Source organism: Streptosporangium sandarakinum, assembly GCF_013409935.1.
Lineage (GTDB): Bacteria > Actinomycetota > Actinomycetes > Streptosporangiales > Streptosporangiaceae > Streptosporangium > Streptosporangium nondiastaticum.
In genome coordinates this window covers 1,429,024-1,447,352 of sequence record NZ_JACCCO010000002.1, presented here as the reverse complement: position 1 = coordinate 1,447,352, position 18,329 = coordinate 1,429,024, and the positions used below count along the sequence as shown (strand labels likewise).

Here is an 18,329-nt window from a genome sequence, read left to right as displayed (position 1 = left end):
GTTCCGGTACGGGCGGACTCCGGTACGGCGGCGCGGCCCCGCGGGGCGGCGCCTCCCGATTCCGGGCGGCGAAGCCCGGGTGGTGTCCCTTAGGCTTGGGCACATGTCCCACCACATCCTGACCGCGGTCGCCTGGCCCTATGCCAACGGCCCCCGCCACATCGGGCACGTGTCCGGCTTCGGCGTGCCGTCCGACATCTTCAGCCGCTACCAGCGGATGGCGGGCAACAAGGTCCTGATGGTGAGCGGGACCGACGAGCACGGCACCCCGATCCAGGTCCAGGCCGACAAGGAGGGCGTGACCGCCCGCGAGCTCGCCGACCGCTACAACCGGGTGATCGCCGAGGACCTCCGGGGCCTGGGGCTGTCCTACGACCTGTTCACCCGCACCACCACCGCCAACCACTACGCGGTGGTGCAGGAGATCTTCAAGGGCCTGTACGACAACGGCTACATCTTCCCCCGCACCACCATGGGGGCGATCTCGCCGTCCACCGGCCGCACCCTGCCCGACCGCTACATCGAGGGCACCTGCCCGATCTGCCACTTCGACGGCGCCCGCGGCGACCAGTGCGACAACTGCGGCAACCAGCTCGACCCGATCCAGCTGATCAACCCGGTCAGCCGGATCAACGGCGAGACCCCGATCTTCGTCGAGACCGAGCACTTCATGCTCGACCTGCCGGCGTTCGCCGAGGTCCTCGGCTCCTGGCTGCAGTCCAAGCAGGGCGAGTGGCGGCCCAACGTGCTGAAGTTCGCCCTGAACCTCCTGGGCGACCTGCAGCCCCGCGCGATGAGCCGCGACCTCGACTGGGGCGTGCCGATCCCGCTGGACGGCTGGCGCGACCAGCCCAACAAGCGGCTGTACGTGTGGTTCGACGCCGTCATCGGCTACCTCAGCGCCTCCGTCGAGTGGGCCCGCCGCTCCGGCGACCCCGACGCCTGGCGGCAGTGGTGGCAGAACCCCGACGCCCGGGGTTACTACTTCATGGGCAAGGACAACATCGTCTTCCACGCGGAGATCTGGCCGGCGCTGCTGTTCGGCTACAACGGCCAGGGCGCCCGCGACGGCCGGCCCGGCTCCCTCGGCGAGCTGAGCCTGCCGTCGGAGGTCGTCTCCAGCGAGTTCCTGACCATGGAGGGCCGCAAGTTCTCCTCCTCCCGCCAGGTCGTCATCTACGTGCGCGACTTCCTGGCGCGTTACGACGCCGACGCGCTGCGCTACTACATCGCCGTGGCCGGCCCGGAGACCCAGGACACCGACTTCACCTGGTCGGAGTTCCTCAACCGCAACAACGGCGAGCTGGTGGCGGCCTGGGGCAACCTGGTCAACCGCTCGATCTCGATGGCCGCCAAGAACTTCGGGGTCGTCCCCGAGGCGGGCGACCTCACCGACGCCGACCGCGCCATGCTGGAGCGCAGCCGGGCCGCCTTCCCCCGGGTCGCCGCCGAGTTCGAGCGCTCCCGGTTCAAGAACGCCACGAACGAGGCGTTCGACGTCATCCGCGAGGCGAACAAGTATCTCGCCGAGCAGGAGCCGTGGAAGCGCAAGGACGACCCGGAGCGGGTGAAGTCGATCCTGCACGTCGCCCTGCAGGTCGTCGACGACGCCAAGACCCTGCTGACCCCGGTGCTGCCCGCCTCCTCCGACAAGGTCCACGCCATGCTCGGCGGTGAGGGCGCCTGGTCCGGCATGCCGGAGATCCAGGAGGTCGAGGACCTCGACGAGCCCGGCCGGAGCTACCCGATCATCACCGGGTCCTACGACGGCGCCGCGCGCTGGGAGTCCACGCCCATCCGGGCGGGCGTCCCGCTGGCGCCGCCGACCCCGCTGTTCTCCAAGCTGGACCCCAAGATCGTGGACGAGGAGCTCGCCCGGCTGGGCGACTGACGCGACGATGAGCGACACCAGGCTTCCCGCAGTCCCCGAGCCCCTCGCCACGGAGGTGTTCGACAGCCACTGTCACCTGGACATCATGGTGGGCCACCGCCAGGCGTCCTCGGGTGACCCGGTCGCCCTGGCCGCCCAGGCGGCCCGGGCGAGCGTCGAGGAGATCGCCCGGCAGGCCCGCGAGGTGGGCGTGACCCGGCTGGTCACCGTCGGCTACGACCTGCCGTCCTCGCGGTGGAACGCCGAGGCCGCCGCGGCGCACCCCGACGTGTACGCCGCGGTGGCGATCCACCCCAACGAGGCGCACGCCGCGACCCCGGAGGTCCTCGCCGAGATCGAGGAGCTGGCCCGCCTGCCGCACGTCCGCGCGGTGGGCGAGACCGGCCTCGACTACTACCGCGACTGGGCCTCCAAGGAGGACCAGCACGCGAGCTTCCGCGCGCACATCGAGATCGCCAAGCGGACCGGCCGGGCCCTGGTGATCCACGACCGCGACGCCCACGACGACGTGCTGGCCGTGCTCGCCGACCAGGGCGCCCCCGACGTGGTGGTCTTCCACAGCTTCTCCGGCGACGCCGAGCTGGCCAAGCGGTGCGCCCGGGCGGGATACTTCATGTCATTCTCCGGGCCGGTCACCTACAAGAACGCCGCCGGCCTCCGCGAGGCCGCCGCGATCGTGCCCGACGAGCTGATGCTGGTCGAGACCGACGCGCCCTACCTCCCTCCGACGCCGCACCGGGGCAAGCCCAACGCCCCCTATCTGATCCCGCTCACCCTGCGCTGCCTGGCCGAGGTCCGGGGGGCCGACCCGGACGCCCTGGCCCGCGTGATCAGTGCGAACGGCGAGGCGGTCTTCGGTGCGTGGTGAGACCCGCGGCGGCGCGCACGGTGAGGTCCGCGGCGGCGCGCGTGGTGAGACCCGCCGCGTGCGCGACGCGGCCGGTGGCGGTCCCGCCGTGCACGGCGCGGTGACCCGCGGGGCACGGCCGGCGACGCGCGGGACACGGCCGACGACGCGCGGGGGCCGGTCATGAGCGGCCTCCTGGGCCCGGCGGAGATCCGCGACCTGGCGGCGCGGCTGGGCATCCGCCCCACCAAGAAGCTCGGCCAGAACTTCGTCATCGACGGCGGCACGGTCCGAAAGATCGTCCGCGCCGCCGGGCTGCGCCCCGACGACGTGGTCATCGAGGTCGGCCCCGGCCTGGGTTCGCTGACCCTGGCGCTGCTGCCGGAGGCCCGCGGCGTGACGGCGGTGGAGATCGACCCGGTGCTGGCCGGGCAGCTCCCGCTGACCGTCGCCGAGCACGCCCCCGAACTGGCCGACCGGCTCTCCGTCGTGCACGCCGACGCCCTCCGGGTCGCCCCCGGCGACCTGCCGGGGGACCCGCCGACCGCGCTGGTGGCCAACCTCCCCTACAACGTCGCGGTCCCGGTGGTGCTGCACCTGCTGCAGGCCCTGCCGTCGCTGCGCACCGTGCTGGTCATGGTCCAGGCCGAGGTGGCCGACCGGCTGGCCGCGGCGCCCGGCTCCCGCGTGTACGGTGTCCCATCGGTCAAGGCCGCCTGGTACGCCGACGTGCGCCGGGCCGGCCCCGTCGGCCGCACGGTCTTCTGGCCGGCGCCCAACGTCGACTCCGGCCTCGTCGCGATGACCCGCCGCGAGCCGCCCACCACCGGGGTGTCCCGCGAGGACGTCTTCGCGGCCGTGGACGCCGCCTTCGCCCAGCGCCGTAAGACCCTGCGCGCCGCCCTGGCCTCCTGGGCCGGCTCGCCCGCCGCCGCCGAGCGGGCGCTGCGGGCGGCGGGGATCGACCCGTCCCGCCGGGGCGAGCAGCTCACGGTCGAGGACTTCGCGCGTATCGCGGAGAACCGCCCTTAGGTTCTGTTTCGCGGATCTTTGTCGCGTCGTGGGTCCTTAAAACCGGCTCTAGCGTGGCGAAACGCCGGGGCTGGCGGGGAGGCGGGAACGCGCCCGGTTACGATCGGACCTCATCATCCCCTGAGCGAGAGCCTTGAGGAACATGAACTCCGTGACCGTCCGCGTGCCGGCCAAGGTGAACCTGCAACTGGCGGTCGGGCCGCTGCGTGACGACGGCTACCACGACCTGGTGAACGTCTTCCACGCCGTCTCGATCTTCGACGAGGTGACCGCCACCGCCGAGACCGGGATGCGGGTCCGCGTCGAGGGCGACAGCGCCGGCCAGGTGCCCGAGGACGACGACAACCTCGCCATCCGCGCGGCCTCCGCGCTGGCCCACCACGCCGGCCGGTCGTACGGCGTGAGCCTGCTGATCCGCAAGTCGATCCCGGTCGCCGGGGGGATGGCGGGCGGCAGCGCCGACGCCGCCGCGGCGCTGGTCGCCTGCAACGAGCTGTGGGGCCTGGGCCTGCCGCTGGCGGACCTGATGGAGATCGGCGCGGACATCGGCAGCGACGTCCCGTTCGCCCTGCTCGGCGGCACGGCCGTCGGCACCGGCCGGGGGGAGCGGCTGACCCCGCTTGAGGTCGGCGGCACCTTCCACTGGGTGTTCGCCCTGGCCGAGGGTGGCCTGTCCACGCCCGCCGTCTACGCCGAGTGCGACCGGATCCGCGAGGCGACGGGCACCGAGGCCGCCTGGCCGCAGGCGTCGGAGCCGCTGCTGGACGCGCTGCGCCGGGGGGACGCCAAGGCGCTGGGCGCGGAGCTGGCCAACGACCTGCAGCCCGCCGCCGTCATGCTCCGCCGTTCCCTGGCCCGGACGCTGGACGCCGGACGCGAGCATGGCGCGCTGGGCGCGATCGTCTCCGGTTCCGGCCCGACCTGCGCCTTCCTGGCCGACTCCGAGCCCCACGCGGTCGAGCTGGCCGCCGCCCTGCGGGCCGAGGGCGTGGCCCGCGACGCGGTGACCGCCCACGGCCCCGTCCCCGGCCCGGCGGTCGGGCAGCGCCCCTGACCCGGTCCGCTCACGGCTGCCCGTGCCGTCGGTGCCGGCCGTGCCGTCCGTGCGGTCTGTGCGGCCCGTGTCCGCGGTGACCGGGCGGCCGCCCGGTCCTCTCCGGGGCGACGGCCGCGCGGTCCGGGAGCGGATACCCTTGTAGGGCGATGAATCTGGTCAATCTTGAGTCGGTCTCCCACTCCTACGGCCCCAAGCCCCTTCTCAGCGACGTCTCCCTCGGCATCGAGGCGGGCGACCGCATCGGGGTGGTCGGCCGCAACGGCGGCGGCAAGACCACGCTCATCTCGGTGATCGCCGGCGCCCTCAAGCCCAACGAGGGGCGCGTCACCCACAACCGCGGCCTGCAGATCGGCGTGCTGTCCCAGGGCGACGACCTCGACCCGGACCGGCCGGTGGGCGAGACCGTCCTCGGTGGCCGGGCCGAGCACGAGTGGGCGGGTGACGCGGGCATCCGTGAGATCCTCGCCAACCTCCTCGGCGACATCGACCTCACCGTCCCGGTCGGGAGCCTGTCGGGCGGCGAGCGGCGCCGTACGGCGCTGGCCCGGCTGTTGATCGGCGAGCACGAGCTGATCGTCCTGGACGAGCCCACCAACCACCTCGACATCGAGGCCATCGACTGGCTGGCCCGGCACCTCACGGGCCGCAGGTCGGCGCTGCTGGTGGTCACCCACGACCGGTGGTTCCTGGACGCCGTCTCCACCCGCACCTGGGAGGTCGTGGACGGCGCGGTCGAGCGCTACGAGGGCGGGTACGCCGCCTACGTGCTGGCCAAGGCCGAGCGCGCCCGGATCGCCGCCGCCGCCGAGGCGCGCCGCCAGAACCTCATGCGCAAGGAGATCGCCTGGCTGAGGCGCGGCCCGCCCGCCCGCACCTCCAAGCCCAAGTTCCGCATCGAGGCCGCCCAGGCGCTGATCGCCGACGAGCCGCCGGCGCGGGAGACCGTCGAGCTGGTCAAGTTCGCCGCGGCGCGGCTGGGCCGTACGGTCTACGACCTGGAGGACGTCACCCTGCACGCCGGCGGTCCCGGCCGGGGCCCGCTGGTGCTCGACCACTCGACCTGGCAGTTCGGCCCGGGTGACCGGATCGGCCTGATCGGCGTGAACGGCTCGGGCAAGTCCTCGGTGCTGCGGCTGCTGTCCGGCACGGTCGAGCCCGACGCGGGACGGGTCGTGCGGGGCCGTACGGTCCGCCTGGCGCACCTGTCGCAGGAGCTGGCCGAGCTCGACCCCGCCCGGCGGGTGCTGGAGACCGTCGAGGAGGTCCGCAAGTTCGTCCAGGTCGGCAAGAAGGAGTGGACGGCCTCGGCGCTGCTGGAGCGGCTCGGCTTCAAGGGCGAGGCGCAGTGGAAGGTCGTCGGCGACCTGTCCGGCGGCGAGCGGCGGCGGCTGCAGATGCTGCGGCTGCTGATGGACGACCCCAACGTGCTGCTGCTCGACGAGCCGACCAACGACCTCGACATCGAGACGCTGAACGAGCTGGAGGACCTGCTCGACGGCTGGCCCGGCACGCTGATCCTGGTCAGCCACGACCGCTACTTCCTGGAGCGGGTGTGCGACCGGGTCGTGGCGCTGCTCGGTGACGGGAAGCTGTCGATGCTGCCCGGCGGGGTGGACGAGTATCTCGCCCGGCGGGCCTCAGGCGCGGCGCTGTCGGCCCGCGCCGCCGCCGGCGGGTCCGCGCCCGCCTCCCCGGCCGCGTCCGCGCCGTCGGACGGGACGAAGGCTCAGACGGGCCTGTCGGCCAAGGAGGAGCGGGAGCTGCGCAAGGAGCTGTCCCGTCTGGAGCGCCAGCTCGACAAGCTGAGCGGCCGGGAGGAGAAGCTGCACGCCGCCATGGCCGAGGCCGCCTCCGACTACGGTCGGCTGGCCTCGCTGGACGCCGAGCTCAAGGAGATCCTGGCCGAGAAGGACGGGATCGAGGCCGAGTGGCTGGAGACGGCCGACCGCCTGGGCGAGTGACCGAATGATCGTCTCCGGCCGGTTTAGCCTCCGGCAGGCGGGCAGTAGATCATCCGTGCGCTCCGGAAGCTCCGGTTTCATCGGCGTCAAAAGGGACGAGTAGCGTGCGCAGCAGGTCCGCGAGGGCCTGCTGTTCATGCTCTCCCAGCGCCGCCAGCAGGTCGCGCTCGCGCCGGAGCAGGTCGTCGAAGGCGCCGTCCACCCGTTCCCGCCCCGCGTCGGTCAGCGACACCAGCACGCCCCGCCGGTCCTCGGGGTCGGGCCGCCGCCGGACCAGCCCGGCCGCGGCGAGGCGGTCGATCCGGTTGGTCATCGTCCCGGAGGTCACCAGGGTCGCGCGGAGCAGGGCTCCGGGGCTCAGCTCGTACGGCTCGCCGGCCCGGCGCAGCGCCGTCAGCACGTCGAACTCCCAGATCTCCAGGCCGTGCTCGGCGAAGGAGGTCCGGCGGGCGCGGTCCAGGTGGCGGGCGAGCCGGGAGACCCGGCTGAGCACCTGGAGGGGCGCCACGTCGAGCTCCGGGCGCTCCGTGCGCCAGGCGGCCACCAGCCGGTCGACCTCGTCCTCGTGCCGGTCCGCCCGGCCGTCGCCGTCGTCCGCGTGCTGCAGGGTCATGACACGATTCTATCTCTCTTGACATCGAGATATCTCGGCGGATATCAATTATCTTGATGTCAAGAGATATGTGGGACCCCGTGGTCTACGGCCGCTACGCCGGTGAGCGTGCGCGCCCGTTCTTCGAGCTCGTCGCCAGAGTAGCGGCCGAGCGGCCCTCGTACGTGGTGGACGCCGGATGCGGCGACGGCGAGCTCACCGCGCAGCTCGCCGCGCGGTGGCCCGGGGCCGACGTCCACGGCTTCGACTCCTCGCCCGCGATGATCGCCAAGGCGGTGCCGGGCGAGCGGCTGACCTTCTCCGTCGGGGACGTCACCCGGTGGCGGCCCGAACGGCCGGTGGACGTGCTGGTCTCCAACGCCGTCCTGCAGTGGGTGCCCGGCCACCGCGAACTGCTGCCCGCCTGGGTGGACGCGCTCGCCTCGGGCGGCTGGCTCGCCTTCCAGGTGCCCGGCAACTTCGAGTTCCCCAGCCACACGATCCTGCGCGAGCTGTACGCCACGGGCAGGTGGCGCGACCGGCTCGGGGACCTGGGGCGGGGGGTCCCGGTCGGCGACCCGGCCGAGTACCTGGAGCTGCTGGCCGGGCTCGGCTGCCGGGTGGACGCCTGGGAGACCACCTACCTGCACGTCCTGGAGGGGGAGGACGCCGTGCTGCGCTGGGTCAGCGGCACCGCCCTGCGCCCCGCGCTCGACCGGCTGGACCCGCGGGAGACGGAGGAGTTCCTCGCCGACTGCGGCGCGCGGCTGGGGGAGGCGTACCCGCGCGGGCCGTACGGCACCGTCTTCCCGTTCCGCAGGATCTTCGTGGTCGCCCGCAGGTGACGTTCCGGGCCGGACGGTCCGCTTGCCCGGCCTGCCTGGCCCATCGGCCCGCCTGCCCGGCCGGACGCCGAAAAACGGGCGGGGCCTGCCGACGTTTCCGGACGCGGGACGGGGCATCAATACCCACTGCGCGGTGTGAGTCGACCGGGGAGTGGCCTGTGGCGATGGAGATCGAGGACAAGTTCGACGTGCCCGCCGGGTTCGAGGTCCCGGACCTGACCGGGCTGCCGGGGGTCACGGAGGCGGCCGGGCCGGTGACCCACCGGCTCGTCGCGGTCTACTTCGACACCCCCGACCTGCGGCTGGCCGCCCGCGGCGTCACGCTGCGCCGGCGCAGGGGCGGGACCGACGCGGGCTGGCACCTGAAGCTGCCCAGGTCCGAGGGCGCCCGGCAGGAGATCACCCGCCCGCTCGGCCGGGGTACGAAGACCGTCCCCGCCGACCTCGCCGACCTCGTGTCCGCCCTCACCCGGGGCGCGCCCCTGGCCCCCGTCGCCGAACTGGAGACGCACCGTACGGTGACCACCCTGGTCAACGGCGCGGGCGTGCGGCTGGTGGAGATCGCCGACGACCGGGTCACCGGCACCGTCCCCGAGGCCGCCGCGGGCGGCGAACCGGGAGCCGGGCCGCACGTGGAACGGTGGCGCGAGGTGGAGGCCGAACTCATCGGGGGCGACGAGCGGCTGCTCCGCAAGGTCGGCAAGCGGCTGGCCGCCGCCGGGGCCGTACCCGCCGCGTCGCCGAGCAAGCTCGCCCGCGCGCTCGGCGCCGCCCGCCCCATCCCTGGACGGCCCCGCCCGCGCACCCGGCCCGGCTCCGCAGGAGAGGTCGTCGTCGGCTACCTCACCGCCCAGGCGGACGCCCTGCTCGCCCAGGACCCCCGCGTACGGCGGGCCGACGAGGACGCCGTGCACCGGATGCGCGTCGCCGCCCGCCGGCTCCGCAGCGCGTTGAAATCGTTCGGCGCCGTCGTGGAGGACACCGCCGGGCTCCAGGAGGAGCTGAAGTGGCTGGGGCGGGTGCTCGGCGAGGCGCGGGACGCCGAGGTGGTCAGGGAACGCCTGATCGCCGGGTTCGACGCCCTCGGGGAGGGGGCGGTGTCGGGCCCGGTCCGGCTCCGCCTCGACGCCGAGCTGGGAGCCGCCGAGAGCGAGGCCCTGGACCGGGTGCGGGAGGCGCTGCGCGGGGAGCGCTACTTCGCCCTGCTGGACGCCCTCGACGCGCTGACCGGCGCCCCGGCGCTGACCGGCGCGGCGGACCGGCCGGCCGGGACCCTCCGCGCCCGGGCCGCCGGGAGCTGGCGGCGGGTGGTCAAGGCGCACCGGGCCGCCCTGGCCGCCACCGACCCCGCCGGGCGCGAGCACGCCATGCACGACGTGCGCAAGGCCGCCAAGCGGGCCCGCTACACCGCCGAGGCGATCGGCATGGACGAGCTCGCCGAGCGGGCCGAGGCCGTACAGGACGCGCTGGGCGCCCGCCTGGACGGCGTCGTCGCCCAGGGACGGCTGGCCGTGGTCGCCGACGCCGCGCGGCGGGCCGGGGAGGACACCTTCACCTACGGCGTGCTGACCGGCCTGGAGCGGGCCCGCACCGAGCGGGCCCGCGAGGAGTTCCCGCGCCTGTGGAAGAAGACGTCGAAGGCGGTGGCGAAGCTCCTGTGAGACCCCACCGCGCCGGACCCGGAGGGGCGCGGGCTCGGGCCGTGGTTCCCGGGCGCCGGCACCGTGACGCCGGCGCCCGGGGGCCGCGGGGTCAGACGGCGTGGTTCTCGGTGGCGACGAGGCGGCCCGTGACGTGGTGGAGCACCATGAAGCCGCCCTTGGACAGGCGGGCCTCCTCCTGGCCGACGCCGACACCGGTCATCAGGCCGGGCAGGACCTTGCCGTGGCTGCAGACCGCGGCGGGCCGGCCGGCGGCCAGGAGACCGGTGACCAGGCGCAGGGCCGTACCGGGGTCGTGGCGGCTCTCCGACAGCGCCGGCTCGGGGCGGATCGCGAGACCGGCCCGCCCGGCGTACGGTTCCAGGGTCTGCACGCACCGTCTGCTGGGGGAGCTGACCAGCTCGGCGGGCAGGTAGCCGGGCAGGACGCCGGCCAGCGCCGCGGCCTGCGCCGCGCCGTCCCGGTCGATCGGCCGCTCGTCGTCGTCGCCCTCCCACTCCCCGCGTGACCCGGCCAGGGCGTGCCGTACGAGGACGAGCGTGGTGGTGGCCAGCGGCGCGGAGACGAGCGCGTCCAGCAGGCCCGTGTCCCACTCGTAGGTCAGCAGCCGGGCGGCCTCGGCCACCGGCACCCAGGCGACCTCGTCCACCTCGTCGTCCTCCCGTTCGGCGACGGGGCGGGTGTCCTCGGCCACCTGGGCCGTCCAGTAGTCGACGCGCTTGGGTCGGCCGCCGACCAGGTAGTGGACCGGCGGCAGCGGCCGGCCGAGCAGCACCGCCAGGCCCGTCTCCTCGGCCACCTCGCGCAGGGCTCCGGCGACGACGTGCTCGCCCGGCCGCAGCTTGCCCTTGGGGAACGTCCAGTCGTCGAACTTCGGCCGGTGCACGAGCGCGACCTCCGGCGCGGACTCCCGCCCCCGCCACACCACCGCTCCGGCCGCGCGGATCGGATCCGGCGGGCGGGTGTCCGGGTCAGTCATCCATCGTCCTCCAGCGCCGGGTGCCGATCAGGTGGTCCTGCAGGTCCTCGCCGCCGTGCCGGGTCCACGTGCCGTCGGCGTCGAGCCACCAGGTGGCGGCGTCCTCCGACATCGCGAGGTCCAGCAGGCCCGACAGATATGCCCGCTGCCGCTGGCTTGTCACCTTCACCAGCGCCTCGACCCGGCGGTCCAGGTTGCGGCGCATCAGGTCGGCGCTGCCGATCCAGATCTCCGGCCGGCGCCCCCGGCCGAACTCGTAGATCCGCGAGTGCTCCAGGAACCGGCCCAGCACGCTCCTGACCCGGATGTTCTCCGACAGCCCGGGGACGCCCGGCCGCAGCGTGCAGACCCCCCGCACCCACAGGTCCACCGGGACGCCCGCCCGCGAGGCGCGGTAGAGCGCGTCGATGACCGGCTCGTCCACCAGGGAGTTCGTCTTGATCCTGATGCCGGCCGGGCGGCCCGCCTCCTGGTGGGCGGCCTCCCGCTCGATCCTGGCCACCAGCCCGCCGCGCAGCGAGTGCGGCGCCACCAGCAGCCGCCGGTAGGCCGAGTGGGCGGAGTAGCCGGTCAGGTGGATGAACAGGTCGGTGACGTCCTCGCCGACCAGCGGGTCGGCGGTGAGCAGGCCCAGGTCCTCGTAGACGCGGGCGGTCTTGGGGTTGTAGTTGCCGGTGCCGATGTGGCAGTAGGCGCGAAGCTCCCCCGAGGGCTCCTGCCGTACCACCAGCGCCAGCTTGCAGTGGGTCTTCAGGCCGACCACGCCGTAGACCACGTGGCAGCCGGCCCGCTCCAGTTTGCGGGCCCAGGTGATGTTGGCGTGCTCGTCGAAGCGCGCCTTGATCTCCACCACCACGACGACCTGCTTGCCGGCCTCGGCCGCGTCGATCAGCGCGTCCACGATCGGCGACTCGCCGCTGGTCCGGTAGAGCGTCTGCTTGATGGCCAGCACGTCCGGGTCCGCCGCCGCCTGCTCGATGAAGCGCTGCACGCTCGTGGCGAAGGAGTCGTACGGGTGGTGCAGCAGCACGTCCCGCTCGCGCAGCACCGCGAAGATGTCGTCGGAGACGTGCACGACCTCGGCGGGCACGAACGGGCGGAAGGCCAGCTCGCCCCGGTCCAGGTCGGCGATGGCGTGCATGCCGGTCAGGTCCAGCGGGCCGGGCAGCCGGTAGATCTCGTGCTCGGCCACGCCCAGCTCGTCCACCAGCAGGTCGAGGACCTCGGGGGTGATGCTCTCCTCGACCTCCAGCCGGACCGGCGGGCCGAAGCGGCGTTTGAGCAGCTCGCGCTCCAGCGCCTGCATGAGGTTCTCGGTGACGTCCTCGTCCACGTCCAGGTCCTCGTTGCGGGTCACCCGGAAGGCGTGGTGCTCGACGATCTCCATGCCCTTGAAGAGCTGGCCGAGGTGGGCGGCGATCACGTCCTCCAGAGGCACGAACCGGTCCCTGGACGCGGCGACGAAGCGGGGGAGCCGGCTCGGCACCTTCACCCGGGCGAAGACGGTGTGGCCGGTCACCGGGTTGCGGACGGTGACCGCGAGGTTCAGCGACAGCCCGGAGATGTAGGGGAACGGGTGGGCGGGATCGACGGCCAGCGGGGTGAGCACCGGCCGGATCCGCTCCCGGAACAGTCTGCGCATCGCGGTGCGCTCGTCGCGGCCCAGGTCGTCCCAGCGCACGATCTCGATGCCCTCGGCGGCGAGCCGCGGGCACAGCAGCTCGCGGAAGCAGGCCGCGTGCCGCAGCGCGAGGTCGTGGGCGATCGAGGAGATCCGGGTGAGCTCCTCGCTGGGCTTCAGCCCGCTCTTGGTCCGCAGCAGCAGGCCGGTGGCCATCCGCCGTTTGAGGCCGGCCACCCGTACCCGGAAGAACTCGTCGAGGTTGCCGGCGAAGATCGCGAGGAACCTGACCCGTTCCAGGAGGGGCAGGGAGGGGTCCTCGGCCAGCTCCAGCACCCGCTGGTTGAACTGGAGCCAGCTCTCCTCGCGGTTGAGGAACCGTTCCTGGGGAAGAGGTGGTTCTCCGGGGTCGGCCTGCACGGCTTCTACGGACATATGACGACAATGCCCGGTTTTTAGAAACTCAACGTGAACGCCGGATCAACGGCCGCCGTCACCCGCCGGATCGGTTCAGGGCCCCGGCTGCTCACCGGGGTGCTCGGCGGCCCTGGTCTGCCTGGCTGCCTCCCGCTGCTCGCGCTGACGGACCTTCTCCAGCTCCTTGAGGTCACGCTCGCGGGCCTTCTCCCGCTCCCTGAGCAGCCGTTCCTGCTCCTTCAGCTCCCGCTCCCGCGCCTTCTCGGCCTCCTTCAGCTCGCGCTGGCGGATCTTCTCCTGCTCGCGGGCGAGCTTCTCGGCCTCGCGTCGTTCGCGTTCGCGGGCCTTCTCCAGCTCCTTGAGGTCGCGCTCGCGGGCCTTCTCCCGCTCCCGGAGCTCCTTCTCCGACGGCCGGGACCGCAACTGGTCCGGGCCGCGGGAGGCGGTCAGGCGGGGGTTCGGGTCCAGGCCCTTCAGGCCGTTCCAGGCGAGGTTGACCAGGTGGGCGGCCACCTCCTCGCGCGGCGGCCGGCGCACGTCGAGCCACCACTGGCCGGTCAGCGCCACCATGCCGACCAGCATCTGCGCGTACATGGGGGCGAGCTTGGGGTCGTAGCCCCGGCGGACGAACTCGTCCACCATGACGTCCTCGACCTGGCTGGCGATGTCGTTGATCAGGCTGGCGAACGTGCCGGTCCCGGAGGCGGCGTGGGAGTCGCGGATCAGGATCCGGAAGCCCTCGCTGTTCTCCTCCACGTAGGCGAGCAGCGCGAGGGCGGCCCGCTCCAGCTTGACCAGCGCGTGCGAGGCCGCCAGCGCCTCGGTCACCATGCCGAGGAGCTTGTCCATCTCCCGGTCGACGACGACCGCGTAGACGCCCTCCTTGCCGCCGAAGTGCTCGTAGACCACCGGCTTGGAGACGCCGGCGGTGGCGGCTATCTCCTCCACCGAGGTGCCGTCGAACCCCTTCTCGGCGAACAGGGACCGGCTGATCTGGATCAGCTGTTCCCGGCGTTCCTTGCCTGACATGCGTCGTCGGGGTTCGTTCACGGTTCTAATAATGGCGTTCCCGGGTCGCGAAGCGGGAACCACGTCCTGGACGGCGTCGATTCCGGCACTCCGGTCGATCGTCTCGTCCGAGGTCACGGTGGCCGTCCGCCGCGCGGTCCTGGACGGGCCGGCGGGCGGCGCCGTGCCGCCGGAGACCGTTGCGGAGGGTCCGGGCGGGGCGCCGGGCGATGACACGGCGAGGCGGGCCGCCGCGGGGGGACGCGCGGTTCCGGGGCTCTGGGACGGGATGCCGGGCGGCGCTGCGGTGACGCGGGCCGCCCCGGTACTCCGTGATGGGCCGTCAGGCGGCAATGCGCTTCGCCGCCAGTCGCTCCGGGTTCGGCCAGCGGACGGAGTGGGCCCAGCCGAGCTTCTCGAACAGCCGGATCACGCCGGCGCTGAGGTCGATCTGGCCCTTGAGCACACCGTGCCGGGCGCAGGTCGGGTCGGAGTGGTGCAGGTTGTGCCAGGACTCGCCGAAGGAGGGGATGGCCAGCCACCACACGTTGCGTGACTTGTCACGCGACTCGAAGACCTCCTCGCCGAAGACGTGGCAGATGGAGTTGATCGACCAGGTGACGTGGTGCAGCAGGCCGATGCGGACCAGCGTGCCCCAGAAGAATCCGGTCGCCATGCCCCACCATGACCAGCTCAGCAGGCCGCCGAGGACGGCGGGCATCACCATCGAGGTGATCGCCAGCACCGGGAAGTACCTGTGCAGCTTGATGATGTCGGGGTCCTTGACCAGGTCGGGGGCGTACTTCTCCCGGTTGGCCCGGTCGGCCTCGAACAGCCAGCCCATGTGGGCCCAGAGCAGTCCCTTGCTCACCGCCCAGAAGCCGGTGCCGAACCGCCACGGCGAGTGCGGGTCGCCCTCCTTGTCGGAGAACTTGTGGTGCTTGCGGTGGGTGGCCACCCAGTCGAGCACCGACATCTCCAGCGAGAGGCTGCCGGCGATGCCCAGCGCGATCTTCAGCGGGCGCTTGGCCTTGAACGATCCGTGGGTGAAGTAACGGTGCAGGCCGACGGTGACGCCGAGGCCGGTGATCACGTAGAGGACGAGGGCGATGACGACGTCCGTCCAGCCGAGCCCCCACCCCCAGGCGAGCGGCACGGCGGCGACGAGCGCGATCAGCGGCAGGGCGACGACCACCCCGAACGTGATGATCTCGGGTCGGGTCTTGGGCTCTGGGTCGACGTCCGGTTTCGGGGAGGGGGCGGAACGCTCTTCAAGGACGGTCATGGGCTACCTCGATACGACTCATAGGAGAAGGGCGATTTCGTCCGGCTACGCAACCGTAACCTACGCCATCGTAAGTTAGGAATACCTGTGGCCGGATGTGGAGAAGGTGACGCTCCTCGGTGGATCCCGTGGTCGGTTCACGACTTGCTGCCACCGAGCGGATCTGCTAAACGACGTCTTCCGGTCCATGCCCGCGGCGGGGTCCCCCTACTCCTTCCGGTTCCCGTGGCGCAGGCGGAGCCGAAACGAGGCGCGTTCGATATCGATGGCTCGGTATCGTGGGGGGTGGCCGGGTGCCCGGACCGGTTCGGGCGGCCCTGTCGGTCCGGTATTGGGTAATTGGCAGCCCGCAAGGTTTTGGTCCTTGTTGTCCAGGTTCGAGTCCTGGTGCCGGAGCTACGGCTTTTGACGGTTTTATTGTTCCGGCTAGTCGGCTGGGTGGGTTCCCGGGCGGGCAGGTATCCTCACGTTGTCGAGTGGGTGACCGTCCGATGCCCTGAGGAGGGCGACCTTCGGTCATCCGCTCCGTCAATGTCTCAGCCGCGACGCCGAGGGAGCCTCGTCCGTGAGTGTGCCGCGCCCGGCCGCCGTCATCGTCCTCGCCGCCGGCGAGGGCACCCGGATGAAGTCGAAAACACCCAAGATCCTGCACGAGCTGTGCGGCCGCGCACTCGTGGACCACATGCTCGCCGCCGCTCGAGGTCTCGAACCCGAGCGGCTCATTGTTGTCATAGGCCACGAGCGCGAACGGGTGCGCGAGCACCTCGCGCGAACCGGCCCCGACACCCAGGCCGTCGTCCAGCCCGAACAGCGCGGCACCGGCAACGCGGTCCGGGTGGTGCTGGAGACCGCCGGGGCCATCGACGGCACGGTCCTGGTGACCTACGGCGACACGCCGCTGCTGCGCACCGAGACCCTCGCCGCGCTGCTGGAACGGCACGACCGCGACGGCAACGCCGTCACCGTGCTCACCGCCGAGGTCCCCGACCCCCGCGGTTACGGCCGGATCGTCCGCGACGGGACGGGAGCGGTCCTCGCCATCGTCGAGGAGAAGGACGCCACCCCCGAGCAGCGGCTGATCCGGGAGATGAACTCCGGCGTCTACGCCTTCGACGGCCGCCTGCTGGCCGACGCGGTCAAGCGGGTCTCCACCGCCAACGCCCAGGGCGAGGAGTACCTCACCGACGTGCTGTCCATCCTCCGGGAGGACGGCCACCGGGTCGGCGCGCACGTCGCGGCCGACCACGTCGAGGTGGAGGGCGTCAACGACCGGGTGCAGCTCGCCTTCGCCCGCCGCGTCCTCAACACCCGCCTGCTGGAGCGGCACATGCGGGCCGGGGTCACGGTCGTCGACCCCGCCAACACATGGGTGGACGTGGACGTCACCCTCGAACCCGACGTGGTCCTCCACCCCGGCACCCAGCTGCACGGCCGTACGGCCGTCGCCGAGGGCGCCGAGATCGGCCCCGGCGTCACCCTGACCGACACGGTCGTCGGCGAGGACGCGGTGGTGCGCAACGCCGTCTGCGTCGAGGCCGAGATCGGCCCCGGCGCCCAGGTCGGACCGTACGCCTACCTGCGCCCCGGCACCGTCCTCGCGCGCGGGGCCAAGGCCGGGACGTACGTGGAGATGAAGAACGCCCGGATCGGCGAGGGCACGAAGGTGCCCCACCTGACCTACGTGGGCGACGCCACGATCGGGACGGGCTCCAACATCGGAGCCGCCTGCGTCTTCGTCAACTACGACGGAGCCGAGAAACACCACACGACGGTGGGCGACCACGTCCGGGTCGGCAGCGACAACATGCTCGTCGCGCCGATCACCATCGGGGACGGCGCCTACACGGCGGCGGGCTCGGTGCTCACCAACGACGTCCCTCCGGGGGCGATGGCGGTGGCCCGGGGCCGGCAGCGCAACATTGAAGGGTGGGTCGCGCGCAGGCGCGCGGGCACCAAATCGGCCGAGGCGGCCCAAAAGGCCATCGAGACCGGAAACCAGCAGGGGAGCAAGACGTGAGCAAGCGCAGCGAGCCGGCCGGCGGGCACGGCAGCGTCGCGACGACGACCGAGGGCCGTCAGGCGAGGAGGACGGCATGAGCGGCATGAAGCAGACCGGTGAGAAGCAGCTGATGTTCTTCTCCGGACGCGCCTACCCGGAGCTGGCCGAGGAGGTGGCGAGCCACCTCGGGATCGACCCGACCCCCACCACCCTGCGTGACTTCGCCAACGGCGAGATCTACGCCCGCTACCTGGAGTCCGTCCGGGGCTGCGACGCCTTCGTCATCCAGAGCCACACCGGTCCGATCAACAAATGGATCATGGAGCAGCTGATCATGGTGGACGCGCTCAAGCGCGCCTCCGCCAAGCGGATCACCGTGATCATGCCGTTCTTCGGCTACGCCCGCCAGGACAAGAAGGGCCGCGGCCGCGAGCCCATCACCGCCCGCCTCATGGCCGACCTGTTCAAGACCGCGGGCGCCGACCGGCTGATGTCCATCGACCTGCACACCTCGCAGATCCAGGGCTTCTTCGACGGCCCGGTCGACCACCTGTTCGCCATGCCGGTGCTGGTCCACTACCTCAAGGACAAGCTCGACCTGGAGAGCACCACCGTCGTCTCGCCCGACACCGGCCGCGTCCGGCTGTCGGAGCGCTGGGCCGACACCCTCGGCACCCCGCTGGCCTTCATCCACAAGCGCCGCGACCTCGACGTGGCCAACCAGGTGAAGGTGAACGAGGTCGTCGGCAAGGTGCGGGGCCGTACCTGCGTGCTGATCGACGACATGATCGACACCGCCGGCACGATCTGCAAGGCCGCCGACGCGCTGTACGAGCAGGGCGCCACCGACGTGATCGTGGCCGCCACGCACGCGGTGTTCTCCGACCCCGCGGTGGACCGGCTGAAGAACTCCGGCATCTCCGAGGTGATCGTCACCAACACCCTCCCGCTGGAGGAGGAGAAGAGGTTCGACAAGCTCACCGTCCTGTCGATCGCCCCGCTGATCGCCCGCGCGATCAGTGAGGTGTTCAACGACGGCTCGGTGACCAGCCTCTTCGAGGGCGACACCTGATCCTCCCGGCACCCCGCCGCACCCTCCGCGACACCCCCGCGAGACCCCGCCGAGGCGGCGAC

Annotated in this window: 14 protein-coding genes and 1 tRNA gene; 10 read left to right on the top strand and 5 right to left on the bottom strand. The window is 72.5% G+C overall.

From position 1 onward, the window contains the following. Window positions 1-103: 103 nt before the first annotated feature. From metG to HDA43_RS24895, 5 genes are all read left to right on the top strand, one after another. On the top strand, window positions 104-1,891 hold the full coding sequence (metG, locus tag HDA43_RS24915) for a methionine--tRNA ligase (RefSeq protein WP_179825641.1): 1,788 nt from the start codon (window positions 104-106) through the stop codon (window positions 1,889-1,891). A 7-nt stretch (window positions 1,892-1,898) separates the two neighbouring features. Next, window positions 1,899-2,759 carry a TatD family hydrolase gene (locus HDA43_RS24910; RefSeq protein ID WP_179825639.1) on the top strand — a complete coding sequence of 287 codons (861 nt, stop codon included), beginning with the start codon at window positions 1,899-1,901 and terminating at the stop codon, window positions 2,757-2,759. Between the two features lie 162 nt (window positions 2,760-2,921). Continuing rightward, window positions 2,922-3,770, top strand: coding sequence for a 16S rRNA (adenine(1518)-N(6)/adenine(1519)-N(6))-dimethyltransferase RsmA (gene rsmA / locus HDA43_RS24905; RefSeq protein ID WP_179825637.1), 849 nt, complete (start codon window positions 2,922-2,924; stop codon window positions 3,768-3,770). Window positions 3,771-3,912: 142 nt separating this feature from the next. Beyond that, window positions 3,913-4,824 (top strand): 4-(cytidine 5'-diphospho)-2-C-methyl-D-erythritol kinase, encoded by a 912-nt coding sequence (locus HDA43_RS24900; RefSeq protein ID WP_179825635.1) that lies wholly within the window; start codon window positions 3,913-3,915, stop codon window positions 4,822-4,824. A gap of 149 nt (window positions 4,825-4,973) precedes the next feature. After that, the gene (locus HDA43_RS24895) at window positions 4,974-6,788 is read left to right on the top strand and encodes an ABC-F family ATP-binding cassette domain-containing protein (RefSeq protein ID WP_179825632.1); all 1,815 of its coding nucleotides are present in this window, start codon (window positions 4,974-4,976) and stop codon (window positions 6,786-6,788) included. Window positions 6,789-6,837: 49 nt separating this feature from the next. Here the strand turns inward: HDA43_RS24895 and HDA43_RS24890 are convergent, their stop codons facing one another. Then, the gene (locus tag HDA43_RS24890; RefSeq protein ID WP_179825630.1) at window positions 6,838-7,401 is read right to left on the bottom strand and encodes a MarR family winged helix-turn-helix transcriptional regulator; all 564 of its coding nucleotides are present in this window, start codon (window positions 7,399-7,401) and stop codon (window positions 6,838-6,840) included. A 56-nt stretch (window positions 7,402-7,457) separates the two neighbouring features. Between HDA43_RS24890 and HDA43_RS24885 the strand changes: the two genes are divergently transcribed. Further along, window positions 7,458-8,225: a trans-aconitate 2-methyltransferase gene (locus HDA43_RS24885; protein WP_246424502.1), complete on the top strand. Its 768-nt coding sequence runs from the start codon at window positions 7,458-7,460 to the stop codon at window positions 8,223-8,225. Window positions 8,226-8,389: 164 nt separating this feature from the next. Beyond that, entirely contained in the window at window positions 8,390-9,886 is a 1,497-nt protein-coding gene (locus HDA43_RS24880) for a CYTH and CHAD domain-containing protein (RefSeq protein ID WP_218912612.1), read from the top strand. Between the two features lie 91 nt (window positions 9,887-9,977). Here HDA43_RS24880 and HDA43_RS24875 read toward each other — a convergent pair whose 3' ends face one another. From HDA43_RS24875 to HDA43_RS24860, 4 genes are all read right to left on the bottom strand, one after another. Further along, entirely contained in the window at window positions 9,978-10,865 is an 888-nt protein-coding gene (locus tag HDA43_RS24875; protein WP_179825626.1) for an NUDIX hydrolase, read from the bottom strand. Next, on the bottom strand, window positions 10,858-12,921 hold the full coding sequence (locus HDA43_RS24870) for an RNA degradosome polyphosphate kinase (RefSeq protein WP_179825624.1): 2,064 nt from the start codon (window positions 12,919-12,921) through the stop codon (window positions 10,858-10,860). Before HDA43_RS24870 ends, HDA43_RS24875 begins: the two co-directional genes overlap by 8 nt. A 75-nt stretch (window positions 12,922-12,996) precedes the next feature. Further along, a complete protein-coding gene (locus HDA43_RS24865) occupies window positions 12,997-13,953 on the bottom strand; it encodes a TetR family transcriptional regulator (protein WP_312873526.1) in 957 nt (318 codons plus the stop codon). A gap of 301 nt (window positions 13,954-14,254) precedes the next feature. Beyond that, window positions 14,255-15,196, bottom strand: a complete 942-nt coding sequence (locus HDA43_RS24860; protein ID WP_179825622.1) for an acyl-CoA desaturase — start codon at window positions 15,194-15,196, stop codon at window positions 14,255-14,257. Between the two features lie 324 nt (window positions 15,197-15,520). Here HDA43_RS24860 and HDA43_RS24855 point away from each other — a divergent pair. From HDA43_RS24855 to HDA43_RS24845, 3 genes are all read left to right on the top strand, one after another. Continuing rightward, a tRNA-Gln gene (locus HDA43_RS24855) sits at window positions 15,521-15,592 on the top strand. A 169-nt stretch (window positions 15,593-15,761) separates the two neighbouring features. Continuing rightward, on the top strand, window positions 15,762-17,213 hold the full coding sequence (gene glmU / locus HDA43_RS24850; protein ID WP_179825620.1) for a bifunctional UDP-N-acetylglucosamine diphosphorylase/glucosamine-1-phosphate N-acetyltransferase GlmU: 1,452 nt from the start codon (window positions 15,762-15,764) through the stop codon (window positions 17,211-17,213). 76 nt (window positions 17,214-17,289) lie between these two features. Continuing rightward, the gene (locus tag HDA43_RS24845; RefSeq protein WP_179825618.1) at window positions 17,290-18,267 is read left to right on the top strand and encodes a ribose-phosphate diphosphokinase; all 978 of its coding nucleotides are present in this window, start codon (window positions 17,290-17,292) and stop codon (window positions 18,265-18,267) included. The last annotated feature ends 62 nt before the right edge of the window (window positions 18,268-18,329 follow it).